The sequence below is a fragment of the Apibacter sp. wkB309 genome, from assembly GCF_002964915.1.
Classification (GTDB): Bacteria; Bacteroidota; Bacteroidia; order Flavobacteriales; family Weeksellaceae; genus Apibacter.
Genome location: NZ_PSZL01000001.1, coordinates 307023 through 319584 on the forward strand (window position 1 = coordinate 307023; position 12562 = coordinate 319584).

At 30.5% G+C, this 12562-nt stretch carries 15 protein-coding genes; 5 read left to right on the plus strand and 10 right to left on the minus strand.

The genetic code is table 11. The annotated features are described in order from the left end of the window. Positions 1–66: 66 nt before the first annotated feature. The gene (locus tag C4S75_RS01190; RefSeq protein WP_105296486.1) at positions 67–936 is read right to left on the minus strand and encodes an AraC family transcriptional regulator; all 870 of its coding nucleotides are present in this window, start codon (positions 934–936) and stop codon (positions 67–69) included. A gap of 171 nt (positions 937–1107) precedes the next feature. Between C4S75_RS01190 and hemA the strand changes: the two genes are divergently transcribed. Continuing rightward, on the plus strand, positions 1108–2361 hold the full coding sequence (gene hemA / locus C4S75_RS01195) for a glutamyl-tRNA reductase (RefSeq protein ID WP_105296487.1): 1254 nt from the start codon (positions 1108–1110) through the stop codon (positions 2359–2361). Positions 2362–2368: 7 nt separating this feature from the next. After that, positions 2369–3286 carry a hydroxymethylbilane synthase gene (hemC, locus tag C4S75_RS01200; RefSeq protein WP_105296488.1) on the plus strand — a complete coding sequence of 306 codons (918 nt, stop codon included), beginning with the start codon at positions 2369–2371 and terminating at the stop codon, positions 3284–3286. 9 nt (positions 3287–3295) lie between these two features. Here the strand turns inward: hemC and ribH are convergent, their stop codons facing one another. From ribH to C4S75_RS01225, 5 genes are all read right to left on the minus strand, one after another. Beyond that, positions 3296–3775 carry a 6,7-dimethyl-8-ribityllumazine synthase gene (ribH, locus tag C4S75_RS01205; RefSeq protein ID WP_105296489.1) on the minus strand — a complete coding sequence of 160 codons (480 nt, stop codon included), beginning with the start codon at positions 3773–3775 and terminating at the stop codon, positions 3296–3298. Next, a complete protein-coding gene (locus C4S75_RS01210; protein WP_105296490.1) occupies positions 3775–4482 on the minus strand; it encodes a tetratricopeptide repeat protein in 708 nt (235 codons plus the stop codon). Before C4S75_RS01210 ends, ribH begins: the two co-directional genes overlap by 1 nt. 37 nt (positions 4483–4519) lie before the next feature. Continuing rightward, positions 4520–5182, minus strand: a complete 663-nt coding sequence (aat, locus tag C4S75_RS01215) for a leucyl/phenylalanyl-tRNA--protein transferase (RefSeq protein WP_105296491.1) — start codon at positions 5180–5182, stop codon at positions 4520–4522. A gap of 64 nt (positions 5183–5246) precedes the next feature. Beyond that, on the minus strand, positions 5247–5636 hold the full coding sequence (locus C4S75_RS01220; protein WP_105296492.1) for a DUF3127 domain-containing protein: 390 nt from the start codon (positions 5634–5636) through the stop codon (positions 5247–5249). A gap of 134 nt (positions 5637–5770) precedes the next feature. Next, a complete protein-coding gene (locus C4S75_RS01225; RefSeq protein ID WP_105296493.1) occupies positions 5771–6607 on the minus strand; it encodes a flagellar motor protein MotB in 837 nt (278 codons plus the stop codon). Positions 6608–6822: 215 nt separating this feature from the next. Here C4S75_RS01225 and C4S75_RS01230 point away from each other — a divergent pair, with 215 nt between their 5' ends. Together C4S75_RS01230 and C4S75_RS01235 are read left to right on the plus strand one after the other, a co-directional pair. Then, positions 6823–7590, plus strand: coding sequence for an alpha/beta fold hydrolase (locus tag C4S75_RS01230; protein ID WP_105296494.1), 768 nt, complete (start codon positions 6823–6825; stop codon positions 7588–7590). Positions 7591–7686: 96 nt separating this feature from the next. Beyond that, entirely contained in the window at positions 7687–8016 is a 330-nt protein-coding gene (locus tag C4S75_RS01235) for an iron-sulfur cluster assembly accessory protein (protein WP_105296495.1), read from the plus strand. 71 nt (positions 8017–8087) lie between these two features. Here the strand turns inward: C4S75_RS01235 and C4S75_RS01240 are convergent, their stop codons facing one another. After that, the gene (locus C4S75_RS01240) at positions 8088–8513 is read right to left on the minus strand and encodes a hypothetical protein (protein WP_105296496.1); all 426 of its coding nucleotides are present in this window, start codon (positions 8511–8513) and stop codon (positions 8088–8090) included. Positions 8514–8906: 393 nt separating this feature from the next. On the opposite strand from C4S75_RS01240, the gene sufB reads away from it, so the two are divergent. Continuing rightward, on the plus strand, positions 8907–10361 hold the full coding sequence (gene sufB, locus C4S75_RS01245) for a Fe-S cluster assembly protein SufB (RefSeq protein WP_105296497.1): 1455 nt from the start codon (positions 8907–8909) through the stop codon (positions 10359–10361). An 85-nt stretch (positions 10362–10446) separates the two neighbouring features. Here the strand turns inward: sufB and C4S75_RS01250 are convergent, their stop codons facing one another. The 3 genes from C4S75_RS01250 to C4S75_RS01260 are packed head-to-tail and all read right to left on the minus strand — an operon-like array spanning position 10447 to position 12462. Next, the gene (locus C4S75_RS01250) at positions 10447–11355 is read right to left on the minus strand and encodes a ferric siderophore ABC transporter substrate-binding protein (RefSeq protein WP_105296498.1); all 909 of its coding nucleotides are present in this window, start codon (positions 11353–11355) and stop codon (positions 10447–10449) included. A 3-nt stretch (positions 11356–11358) separates the two neighbouring features. Then, positions 11359–11763, minus strand: coding sequence for a biopolymer transporter ExbD (locus tag C4S75_RS01255; RefSeq protein ID WP_105296499.1), 405 nt, complete (start codon positions 11761–11763; stop codon positions 11359–11361). A gap of 3 nt (positions 11764–11766) precedes the next feature. After that, positions 11767–12462 (minus strand): MotA/TolQ/ExbB proton channel family protein, encoded by a 696-nt coding sequence (locus C4S75_RS01260; RefSeq protein WP_105296500.1) that lies wholly within the window; start codon positions 12460–12462, stop codon positions 11767–11769. Between the last annotated feature and the right edge of the window lie 100 nt (positions 12463–12562).

The window sequence follows — 12562 nt, forward strand, 5'->3', positions numbered from 1 at the left end:
GAAAAAATTTATATCCAAATAAAGAGAATTTTAAAATAAACGTCTGTTTCAATTATGAAAATATTGTTATTTCATCATCCATTGCTTGGGAGTAATTCCATATTTTTTCTTAAATGCCTCTATAAAATGACTAGGATTTTCATATCCTAAATCATAAGCGATTTCCTGCACCTGTTTAACTTTCAAGTTTAATTTTTCTTTTCCGATTTCTAATTTTGTATCCAGTATAAAATGAGAAATAGATTTCCCGTATATTTTTTTAAAACCTTCTTTTATTTTATATTCACTTAAATTAGTAGTTTCAGAGAGTTCTTTTAAAGTAGGTGGAGAAGCTATATTCTCCATTAAGACCTCTTTTATTTCATAAATCTTACGAATGAATTTCTCATCTTTTATAGGTAAATGGTATGAAGAAGTAGAGGTATTTGAAGAAAAATAATAAAGTAAGAATTCATGTAATTTCAATGTCAAATAATGATTTTCAAATTCTTGATCCAAGGTAAAATCTTCCAGTTGTGAAATAATTAACTTTTCTTGGATGCTTAAAGGTTTTTCATGATAAAATTTAGTATAATTGTTTTGAATGAGTAAAGGAATTTTATCTTTATGTTTGGAAAAAATATCTTCCAGTTTTTGAATAGCTATTACAAAAATAACCAGCTTTGATTTTTTTGATAAACTGATATTAATGGGAATATCTATTTCAGGATGAAAAAGAAGTAAGGAATTCCCTTCATTCATAACACGTAAAGATTCATTTTTAAAATGAAAAGAGGCTCTTCCTTTAGTACAAAGATAAAATTGCACAAACCGTTTGCCAACAGGTTTGGAAATAGTATCAGTCAGAATAGTATAATTATCTATCTGAGCCATATAAATATCCGATCCAATTTTATTTTCTCTAATTCTACTTTTAAAGGTATTTTTTAAATCCATTAACAAATTCTTTATCTATCAATTTACAACCACAAAATCATGATATTTATCATGTTAATTAACTATTTAGATTGGTTCTAAAATTGTAAAAATTTACTTTTAGAGGTATTTTTTTATAAATATAGGTATTTTCTCCATACATGTACTCATAAATTTGCTTCTACAAAATATATGAAAAAGCTTCAGCCTAATAATATTAAAAACTTTTATGCAATAAGTTTGAGCTTTGTAAAGGCAGATACAGAAATTAGAGGAAAATTTAGTTTTTTTCCTGAATTTGTGGGAGAGTTTTCCAACAAAATTATCTCCCTGTCGGATGCTCATATTTTCATACTATCCACATGTAACCGTACAGAATTATATTTTCAAACAGAAAACCCGGATTATGTAATTGATATATTTTGCAAGCAAATAAAAGTAGATTCTACTGAATTTATAAAGTATATAACCGTTTATAGAAGAGAAGAAGCCATTAAACATTTTTTAAGAGTTTCAGCCGGTTTAGAAAGTCAAATTATAGGTGATTTTGAAATCATATCTCAAATAAAAACATGGTTTAAAAGATTTAAAAAACATAATTGTACTAATGCTTTTTTGGAAAGATTACTAAACACAGGTATTCAAACCTCAAAAAAAATTAAATATACAACTTCAATAAGTACAGGAATTACGTCTATGTCTTATGCAGCAGTGCATTATATCTTAACTCATTTCACTCAACTATCAGAGAAAAAAATTACCTTGATAGGCACAGGAAAAATTGGTAAAAACACTTGTGAAAATTTAATAAAACACATCAATAATCCTAACATAACAGTACTTAACAGAACCTTTTCTAAAGCGCAAGAAGTAGCCCAAACATTCAATCTAAAGGTGGTAAACTATGAGCAAATGCATGAACAGGTTATTAATTCAGATATTGTTATTGTAGCAACCGGGGCATCGAAACCCATAATTACAAAAAGAGATTTACACTCTAATCAACCCATAACTTTAATTGATTTATCCATCCCTTCCAATGTTTGTTTATCTGTTAAAGAATACAATCATATAACCTTAATAAATGTTGATGATTTGTCCCAAAAAATCAACGAAACACTGGAACTAAGAAATAAAGAAATTCCTATAGCAGAAGGGATTATAGATGAAATGATAAATGAATTTATAATTTGGTCTGAAAATAGAAAATATGCGCCGATCATTCACGCTTTCAAATCAGATTTAGAGAGAATTAAAGAACATCAATTGAAAACATTAAAAAAAGATCAGATGGTAGTTTCAGAAGAACAAACAGAATTATCAAATCGTTTAGTACAAAAAATTACCAACAGACTAGCTAACTATCTTATTACTAACCCTGAAAAAGCAGATGACACCATAAATTTATTTACGGAAATGTTTCAACTGCAAGAATATAAATTATAAAATATTTATGAGCCCTATTCGTATTGGAACACGAAACAGCCCATTAGCAATGTGGCAAGCGTTAAAAGTGCAAAAGAAAATTAAGGAATTAGGTTTTCAAGCTGTAATTGTACCCATTACTTCACATGGAGATAAGAATCTCACACAACCTTTGTATCAAATGGATATTATTGGTGTTTTTACAAGAGATTTGGATATTGCACTTTTAAATGATAAGATAGATGTTGCTGTTCACAGTCTCAAGGATGTACCTACCTTATTACCGGAAGGAATACATTTATCAGCAGTTCTAGAAAGAGATTATGAAGCAGATGTTTTAGTTAGAAATCCGAATAAAATAGACAAACTAAGTTCTTATGAAAATTTATATTTAGGAACAGGCAGTTTAAGAAGGAGAGCCTTTTGGAAAGCAAAATATCCAGAAGTAACATTTGGAAATATACGCGGAAATGTACAAACCAGATTATCAAAATTAGATTCAGAAGGTTTTGATGGAACTATTTTTTCACTTGCAGGAATAAAGAGATTGGGTTTACCTTTGGATTATGAAGTATTGGATTTTATTATTCCGGCTCCTGCACAAGGTGTAGTAGGCATTACCTCTTTAGAAAAAAACAGAGAATTAACAGAATTGGTAAGAAAAATTAATCATAAGGATACTCAAATCTGTATAGATATTGAAAGGGATTTTTTAAATAGCATTGAAGGAGGCTGTACAGCGCCCATAGGAGCTTTAGCCAAAATTAAAAATAACCAAGTATATTTTAAGGCAGGAATAGTTTCTTTAGACGGGACTAAAAAAGTACTTCTAGATGAAAGTTTTCCAATTTCAGAATCATTTGAAAAAGGAAGAATACTTGCCTTAAAAGCTAAAAAAATGGGCGCTGAAGAGATAATAAACGAAATTAAAGCCTATAGAGAATAAGTAATAAAATTACTTATTCTTTAACTCTGCCATTCGTACTGCAACTACTCCGGCTTCTACCCCTTTATTTCCTAATTTTCCACCACTACGATCTAAAGACTGTTGTACATGATCATCCGTAAGTACACAAAATACTACCGGTGTATCCATGTGTGTATTTAAATACGTAACACCATCCGTAACAGTTTTACATACATAATCAAAATGAGCCGTTTCGCCTCTTATAACGCATCCTATTACAATAACTGCATCATAAAGCTTTGTATTACATAGTTTGGTTGCACCGTATACTAATTCAACAGATCCGGGTACGAATATAGAATCAATATCAGATTCTTTAGCACCTAAATCAAGTAAAGTATCAACAGCTCCTTTGTGTAAGTTATAAGTAACTTCAGAATTCCAATCTGAAATAACAATACCGAAACGATAGGCTCCGGCATTGGGTAAATTTTCTTTATTATAGATAGATAAGTTTGTTGTTGCCATTATTGTTTTCCTGTTGCGTATTTAAGTCTTTCGATATATGCGTCTACTTCTCCTGAAGCATCTACATCCGGAAATTTATCTTTAATATTTTGAAAAAATTCTAAAGCTTTTTCGTTTTGGTTTAAAGACATAGCCAATATACCGGCTTTTTTACTGAATTGATAAACAGTGGCTGCATTTGAACTTTCATTAGCAGCTTTAGTCATATAATTTAGTGCTTCATCTGTGTTATTAAGTTCGGCATAAGTATCAGCAATAGCGCCATATTTAACGGCTTTTAAATCTTTGTCAGAAGTATCAAATTGGTTAAAATGATCCAATGCATTTTGATAGTTTCCTTTTTTAAATTCGGCTATTCCGGCATATAAATGCGCAAATTTTCCTGCTTTTGTAGATCCATATTCTTCAGCGATGTCAATAAAACCGGAAACTCCACTGGATTTTCCACCTAATGCCTGATCTGTTTTTCCTTCATCATATAAATTTTGAGCGTCTACCAGTAAATCGGAGGCCTCAATATTTTTTGGAGTTACTACATAATTATCATAAATAACATATCCTAAAACTGCGATAATTACAATAGCAAAAAAAATACCTATTGGTTTTGCATACTTTTGTAAGAATTTTTCACCATCTAAGGCAGAAGTATTTAAAGAATCTAAAATTTCTTTAGTTGCGTAATTGTGCTTTCCTTTATGTTTTGACATGTGTCTGAATATGTTTTTAGTGCGCTAAAATAGGCATTTATAAATTGAAATCCAAATTTTTAATGGCCTCGCATTCTAAGTAGGTTTTGAATTTTTCCCGTGATATTTCAACGGCTCCAAGTTGTTCCAGATAAGAAGAATAAATTTGACAATCAATAATTTTATATTGATGGGAATATTTTTGGGTAAAATAGGTAAATCCGCATTTTGAAGCATTACTGATTTTTGAAAACATACTTTCTCCGCAAAATACGGTATGTAAATCTATACCGTAAAATCCTCCCACCAAATCATGGTTTTTCCAAACCTCAACACTTTTTGCCAATCCCCTTTCATGCAAGTTACAATAAGCATGGAACATTTCTTCGGTAATCCAAGTTCCTGCTTGACCTGTTCTTTTAATGGAAGCACATTGTTTAATTACTTCAGGAAAACATTGGTTTTCAGTAAATTCAAAATACCCCTGATTAAGTAATTTCTTAGTTGATTTAGAAATTTTTAAATTTCTTGGATAGAGTACAAATCTGGGATCCGGAGACCACCATTGTATAATTTCCTTAGGATTATACCAAGGAAAAATCCCCGATTTGTACGCCAGAAGTAATCTTTCCGGTGTTAAATCTCCACCTATGGCAAGAAGTCCGCTTTCATCAGCCAAAGAGATATCGGGAAATTCTAATTTTTGTGTTAACAAGTACATACGTAAAAAAAAAGCACCTTTTTTAGAGGTGCTTGAATAATTTTAAAATATATGAGTATTTTATTTAAAACGGTAAATCATCATCCTCTTCTTCTTGCATACTTGGAGCAGATGGTGCAGGAGATATATGTGCGGAAGGAGGAACCATAGGATTATCTTGTCCCATTCCGGAAGAAACAGGCATTAATTTTTCAATTCTCCAGCCGGTTATACTGTTGAAATATTTAGTTTCACCTTGTGGATTAACCCATTCACGGCCTCTGATATTAATTGATACTCTTACATCATCTCCTACATTAAAAGAATTAATGATATCTACCCGATCTCCTAAAAGCTCTATTAATATATGCTGAGGATATTGTTCTTCCGTAGTTAACACTACTTCTCTTTTTCTGAATCCGCTATCAAATGTTTGAATATCAGATATTAATTTTATTCTTCCTGCTATTTCCATATCTACTGTTTTTAGTTTAGAATACAAAATTAAAAAATAATTTTCAGCGAAAAAAAAAGATATTACCGGGTTTTTAATAAAAAGAAAAGGATCCCAAAAGGGATCCTCGTTTATTGTAAATCAAAGAAAAGTATTTATTTTACTTTTTGATCCATTAATTGCATAAATTGATCTAGTTTAGGAAGAATTACAATTTCAGTTCTTCTGTTAACTGCTTTATTTTCAGGATTTGTGTTAGGAACTTTTGGTTGATATTCTCCGTGACCTCCGGCAAGTAATCTGGCAGGATCCACTCCAAATTTAGTTTGTAACATTTTAACAACTGAGGTTGCTCTCATGGCGCTCAAATCCCAATTATCTCTTATACAACCTGCAGCTGAATTTTTAAATTGATCATTGTCAGTATATCCTTGAACTTGAACATCATAATCTTTGTAATCATTGATAATTTTAGCTACCTTTTCCAAAACATTTTCTGCAGTTGGAAGCACATCATAACTACCGGATTTATAAAGCATTTTATCTGATAATGAGATGAATACTACTCCTTTTTGAACTTGAACGTCAACATCGCTGTCATTTAAATTATCTAAAGAACGTTTTAATTTATTAGATAAAGCAAGATTTAAAGAATCATTTTTTGCACGAGCTTCTGTCAAACGTTTAATATACGCATTAGATTCATTAATTTGACTAATTAATTTGTCTATATTAACAGTTCCGGCTTTTCCGGTAGCCATACAGTCGGCTAAATTTTGTTGTAATACGTCATTTTGTTTACGTATCAAATTCATTTGTTCTTCCAAAGATTTGTTTCTCTCTTTTAAAGATGTGATCGAACGATCTTTTTCAACATTTCTTTCTAGACAAGATTCATAATTAGCTTTTGCCTGTTCAAATTCTTTTCTACTTACACAAGACATTGCTAATAAGCCAATAGAAGATAGCAATGCTAATTTAAAAATTTTCATATCTTTTATATTATTATATTTTATTAAAAAATCTGTAAAAAAACAATCAAACAAAAAGTAGGTCGATAAAGGCTACTCAGGATAATTTTAATGGTAAAAATAGTAAATTAAAATTAAAAATGGTATAAAAAATGACATAAAAAATTGAAAACAAAGGATTTTTAAGTTGCTTTGTAAAAAATTGTACTTTTGTATTTATTAATGCTTATAATAGTATGCTATACTACAGAGATAAAGGAAAAGGTAAAGTTATAGTTTTTTTACACGGTTTCTTAGAAAATTCAAGAATGTGGAGGTTTTTTCAAAATAATTTATCCAAGAAATACAGAGTTATAGCCATTGATTTACCTGGTCATGGAAGATCTTCTAAAAAAACAAATGAAGTCAACAGAATGGAAGATATGGCCAAAAAAGTAAACAATGTTTTGGAGCATTTGAAAATAGATGATGTAATAATTATAGGTCATTCGATGGGAGGATATGTAGCATTGGCCTTTGCAGATTTATATAAGTATAAAGTTTCAGGATTGGGATTATTTTATTCTACCACATTACCGGATGATGAAATAAAAAAAGAACAAAGGTTAAAAGCTGCCGAAGTAGTAGTTAAAAATCCTAAAGAATTTTTCCGTTTATCAATTCCTAATTTATTTGCTCCTGAAAATGTGCCCCTTATGCAATCAGAAATAAAAACAGCAATTTCTTGGGCTAAACACGCTTCTTTAACAGGGATATCAGCTGCTTTAAAAGGCATGAGGTTACGTAAAGATAGGACGGATGTTTTAAGGAATTTAGACAAACCCATATTACTTATTTTGGGTAAATATGATGCTGCAATTAAAAATTCCGAATTAATAAATAAATTAGAAGGTACAGAACATCTTTCTATTTTTGAGATTTCTACCGGACATATGGGAGCATTAGAAGCACCTGAAGAATGCTTAGAAATTATGGAATTCTGGTTAAATCAAAATTTTAATTGATATCATTATTACAATTACTTATATATAGTGTAAAATGAGTAAGAATTATTATTTGTAATTTTGCAGTATTGTAAACCTATTTATTTGTTTAATAGTATGATAAAGGTATCGCAAGAAGCAGAAAAAAAAATCATTGAATTGATGAAAGAAAGTGGTTTTGACAGTACTAAAGATTTTGTAAGAGTAGGAGTTGCAAGCGGTGGGTGTTCGGGATTGTCATATAAGCTGAATTTCGATCACAATCAAAACCCTGAAGATAAAGTCTTTGAAGATAAAGGAATTAAGATACTGGTTGATAAAAAATCCTTTCTTTATTTAGTAGGGACTACCTTAGAGTATTCCGGAGGTTTAAATGGAAAAGGTTTTGTTTTTAACAATCCCAATGCTCAAAGAACCTGTGGGTGTGGAGAAAGTTTTGCTGTTTAAAAGAATAAAAAAGTATAGAAAAACCCTTCTTTTTATAAAGAAGGGTTTTTTATAGCTATTAATTTTTACCCTTATTTTTTCATTACTTCAGCAGCCATACTATCTAACTTTCTTACGTAATCATAAAATTTATTTAATTCTTTAGGGTTTGAAGATAATTCTTCACTTATAATTTTTCTAGTAATAATTAATTTTTGATTTTTCTTGGTAAGCTCTGTTAATTTATTAATATCTTTTGCATCGGCAGCATTAATATATTGATCAATATACGCTTTATAATCTACCAAAAACTTTTGTATTTTAGCGTCTGAAAATTTAGGAATGTCTTGGTTTAAAATTTCACTTACTGTGTCCGTAGATATGTCAATTGGTTCTTCCTTTATTATATTTGAATTGGATTCCGTTATTTGTTGATTTTCAGTTGTTTTTTGGTCGTTTTTACAAGATTGAAAAGTAATTGTATTAACAATAAATAAAGATAAAATTATTTTCTTCATATAAAAATTTATTTTCGGCTAATGTATAAAAAAATGATTCAAAATTTATAAAAAGATACTTATTAGTAGTTTTATGAAATATTTATTATAATTTACTATTTATTTATTTTTAATAATTTATAATTAGTCTAATATATAATTAATTTATAATTTTAATTTTAAGTATTTATATTTTTATTAAATATTTTTTTAAATTAATATAGCTTAATAAAATACTTGATTTTATTCTATTATTCAAAAACCATCTCTAGTTTAAAATTTAAAATTCCATTATTTAAAAAATCTATCAATGTGTATTTATAATGTTTGATAAACTCAGTATTTTTGCACATAGAAGCAATCTAAGTTTAATAAAGATGGCTGAGCTGTCTTCGAATCAAATCAATTGATAAAATGAGCAGAGCAAAATATACAGAAGAAGAATTACGGTTAGACCTTGAACAAAAAGATTATGAATATGGTTGGACCACGGATTTGGAATATGAAGATTTCCCTACCGGATTAAATGAAGATATAGTTCGTGAAATTTCCAAAAGAAAGAATGAACCGGAATGGATGTTGGAATGGAGATTAGACTCTTTTAAATTATGGAAAGAAATGAAAGCTCCTCATTGGGCTAATGTTACTTTTAAAGAGCCTGATTTCAATAGTATAAGATATTATGCGGCACCTAAAAAGAAAAAAGAATTAACGAGTTTAGAAGAAGTAGACCCGGAATTATTGAATACTTTTGACAAGCTAGGCATTCCGTTAGAAGAACAAAAAAGATTAACAGGAGTAGCAGTAGATGCGGTAATAGATAGTGTTTCAGTTAAAACAACCTTCACAGAAACATTGGCTGAAAAAGGAATTATTTTTTGTTCTATTAGCGAAGCCATTCAAAATCATCCGGATTTAGTTAGAAAATATTTAGGAAAAGTAGTGCCTAAAAGCGATAATTTTTATTCTGCTTTAAATTCGGCAGTTTTTTCAGATGGATCGTTTTGCTATATACCAAAAGGAGTGAAATGTCCGATGGAACTTTCTACCTACTTTAGAATTAATCAATCCGGAACCGGTCAATTTGAAAGAACACTTCTAATAGCCGATGAAGGAAGCTATGTTTCCTATTTGGAAGGATGTACAGCACCTCAAAGAGACGAAAATCAATTACATGCAGCCGTTGTTGAATTAATCGCTTTAGACGGAGCAGAAATAAAATATTCAACTGTACAAAATTGGTATCCGGGAGATAAGGATGGTAAAGGAGGTATTTATAACTTCGTAACCAAAAGAGCTCTTTGCGAAAAAAATGCTAAAATTTCTTGGACACAAGTTGAAACGGGTTCTGCTGTAACATGGAAATATCCATCCTGTATTTTAAAAGGAGATAATTCAATTGGAGAATTTTATTCAATAGCAGTAACTAATAATTTTCAACAGGCAGATACAGGAACAAAAATGATTCATATTGGAAAAAATACACGATCAACAATTATATCAAAAGGAATTTCTGCAGGTAAATCACAAAACAGCTATCGAGGATTAGTTAAAGTTTTACCTCAAGCAGATAATGCAAGAAATTTCTCTCAATGTGATTCTTTGCTGATGGGTAATAATTGTGGAGCTCATACCTTTCCCTATATTGAAATAAAAAATAAATCTGCCCAAATGGAACATGAAGCCACAACCTCCAAAATAGGTGAAGATCAGATTTTTTATTGCAACCAGCGAGGTATTGATACTGAAACTGCAATAGCTTTAATTGTTAATGGATTTAGTAGAGAAGTACTTGATAAGCTTCCTATGGAATTTGCAGTAGAAGCAAAAAAATTATTGGAAATTTCTTTAGAAGGTAGTGTTGGATAAAAGCGTTGGATAAATATATTGTTCAGTAAAAAAAAACTTTCTATACCATAGAAAGTTTTTTTTTGGTTATTTTTTCAACTATTTTTTAAAAATTGATTTTATACGTGCCGGTTACCGATCGAGTACCTGCATTACCTTTTACGTATTGTTTAATCCATTTAATGCCTGTATTCAATAAACAAGTATTATTTATCCCTGACTTTCGACTAACAGAAATAACATTTCCATTTTTATCAAGAGTATAGGAAAAAATAATAGTTCCGGAACCATTGCAACTATGTTCGGGAACTTTTCCGCCTCTTCCCATAGTACCCGGAATGAAGCTGACTAATTTTCTTCCGTTTCCAATTCCCTCTCCACCGCTTCCGTTTCCTCCTGTTTCTACTCCTTGGTTTTGACCCGGTCTTCCTCCGGTCCCTTCACCGGTGGAAAATGTTCCTGTTCCTTTACCTTTTATTAAATTTCCTAGAGCGGCATTTCCTTTGGGATTACCTCCTGTAGAACTCTTATTTCCTACACCTGCTACTGTTTTGGATTTAGTTTTATTTGGGATAGTTTTTGAGTTAATTTTAGTTACAGGTTTGGTTTTATCCTTTTTCTTAGTTACCGTTTTTTTAGCAGGTTCGGGAACAATATCTTTGGTTTCGTTCTGATTGGCTAAAATAGGTTTGTTTTCTTCTTCTTGTTTTGAATCTTGGGAAGATTTATCTTCAAGATTTGTTACTGATTGTACTTCTCCACCTTCACCCGATAAAACATCTTGATCAATAGGCTCTTCATCCCCTAAACCCACTTCATCAGTTCCAAAATTAGCACCCATATCATCCATATCAAAGTTTATATCAATATAAGCAGGGGGAGTCATAGTTAAAAAAACGGTTTTATAAGTTAAAATAAATGATAATATGGCGACTGAAATTATTAGAGTAATAATACCGCTAATTAACTTCTCCTTTTTATTATCATAATACTTAATTTTATAACTATCACTCATAGCTTATTTTTCCTCTTGGGTATGCGGATTCGTCGCAATTAAAACTTTGTATTTATTTCTATTGGCAATATCCATTAAAAAAACAACATCTTTGTGTAAAGCCTCTTCATCTGCTGCAATAACAAAAGTAGGAGATGGATTGGCGTTAAATATCGTTTTTAAGGTGGGCTCGATTTCGTTTTTAGCTATTAATTTTTTATTTAAAAAATATTTTCCATTCATAGAAACCCCTATATAAACTCTTTCAGCGGGCATTTCCTGTCCTTTGGCAGTTGGCAATTTTATATTTAAAGCAGACTGGTTTGCAGATGCAGTAAGCATAAAAAATGTAAGTAATAAAAATATTACATCTGTTATGGATGCCATGCTGAATTCCGGAGTAACTCTATTTCTACTTCGTAATTTCATAAATTAATGAGTAACAGGTTTGTTTAATATATCCAGAAAATCAATAGCGGTAAGCTGTAAAGCATGTACACTTCTATCAATACGAATAACCAAAATGTTATAGAATAAATACGCCAATAAACCAACAATTAATCCCGCAGCAGTATTTGCCATGGCAGAATAAATACCACCGGCTAACATTTGAGCGCTGGCTTGATCTTGTGCGCTGGTAGCAAAGAAAGCAATGATCATTCCGATTACCGTACCCAAAAAACCTAGCATGGGAGCGGCTCCTGAAATAGTACCTAAAACACCTACATTTTTTTCCAATTCAAAGATTTCCAACTGAGCTGTGTTCTCAATAGCATCACTAATATCCCGGGTAGGTTTACCAATTCTCATTAATCCTTTATAAAGCATTCTAGCTTCAGGGGTATGAGTTCTTTTGCATAAATCTAAGGCTGCGTTGATATTACCCTGATGAATAAGATCTTTAATATCGTTAAGAATGGAAGAATTTTTATTGGAAAACTTTTTTAAGGTTAGAAAACGTTCAAAGAAAATATAAAGAGAAAGCATGAAAAGCAAAAAAAGGCAGATCATCACAAATATACCTATAGGCCCCCCATGTGTAAACATTTCTAAAAGGGAAAATTGTTTTTCATTAATTTCTCCACTTTGTGCAAGTATTTTTTCTGCGGTCTTTAAAGAATCATTCATATAAATCCTTTTTTGTATAAAAGTTTTTTAAATTATTTGTGCAAAGGTAGGAATTATTGTTAGTCTTTTCTTAAATATAATCATATAAGATTAGAAGTAA

Bases quoted from the DNA above. Each gene is read 5' to 3' on its own strand.
- C4S75_RS01190 (WP_105296486.1), bottom strand. From the start codon at position 936: ATGGATTTAAAAAATACCTTTAAAAGTAGAATTAGAGAAAATAAAATT.
- hemA (WP_105296487.1), top strand. From the start codon at position 1,108: ATGAAAAAGCTTCAGCCTAATAATATTAAAAACTTTTATGCAATAAGT.
- hemC (WP_105296488.1), top strand. From the start codon at position 2,369: ATGAGCCCTATTCGTATTGGAACACGAAACAGCCCATTAGCAATGTGG.
- ribH (WP_105296489.1), bottom strand. From the start codon at position 3,775: ATGGCAACAACAAACTTATCTATCTATAATAAAGAAAATTTACCCAAT.
- C4S75_RS01210 (WP_105296490.1), bottom strand. From the start codon at position 4,482: ATGTCAAAACATAAAGGAAAGCACAATTACGCAACTAAAGAAATTTTA.
- aat (WP_105296491.1), bottom strand. From the start codon at position 5,182: ATGTACTTGTTAACACAAAAATTAGAATTTCCCGATATCTCTTTGGCT.
- C4S75_RS01220 (WP_105296492.1), bottom strand. From the start codon at position 5,636: ATGGAAATAGCAGGAAGAATAAAATTAATATCTGATATTCAAACATTT.
- C4S75_RS01225 (WP_105296493.1), bottom strand. From the start codon at position 6,607: ATGAAAATTTTTAAATTAGCATTGCTATCTTCTATTGGCTTATTAGCA.
- C4S75_RS01230 (WP_105296494.1), top strand. From the start codon at position 6,823: ATGCTATACTACAGAGATAAAGGAAAAGGTAAAGTTATAGTTTTTTTA.
- C4S75_RS01235 (WP_105296495.1), top strand. From the start codon at position 7,687: ATGATAAAGGTATCGCAAGAAGCAGAAAAAAAAATCATTGAATTGATG.
- C4S75_RS01240 (WP_105296496.1), bottom strand. From the start codon at position 8,513: ATGAAGAAAATAATTTTATCTTTATTTATTGTTAATACAATTACTTTT.
- sufB (WP_105296497.1), top strand. From the start codon at position 8,907: ATGAGCAGAGCAAAATATACAGAAGAAGAATTACGGTTAGACCTTGAA.
- C4S75_RS01250 (WP_105296498.1), bottom strand. From the start codon at position 11,355: ATGAGTGATAGTTATAAAATTAAGTATTATGATAATAAAAAGGAGAAG.
- C4S75_RS01255 (WP_105296499.1), bottom strand. From the start codon at position 11,763: ATGAAATTACGAAGTAGAAATAGAGTTACTCCGGAATTCAGCATGGCA.
- C4S75_RS01260 (WP_105296500.1), bottom strand. From the start codon at position 12,462: ATGAATGATTCTTTAAAGACCGCAGAAAAAATACTTGCACAAAGTGGA.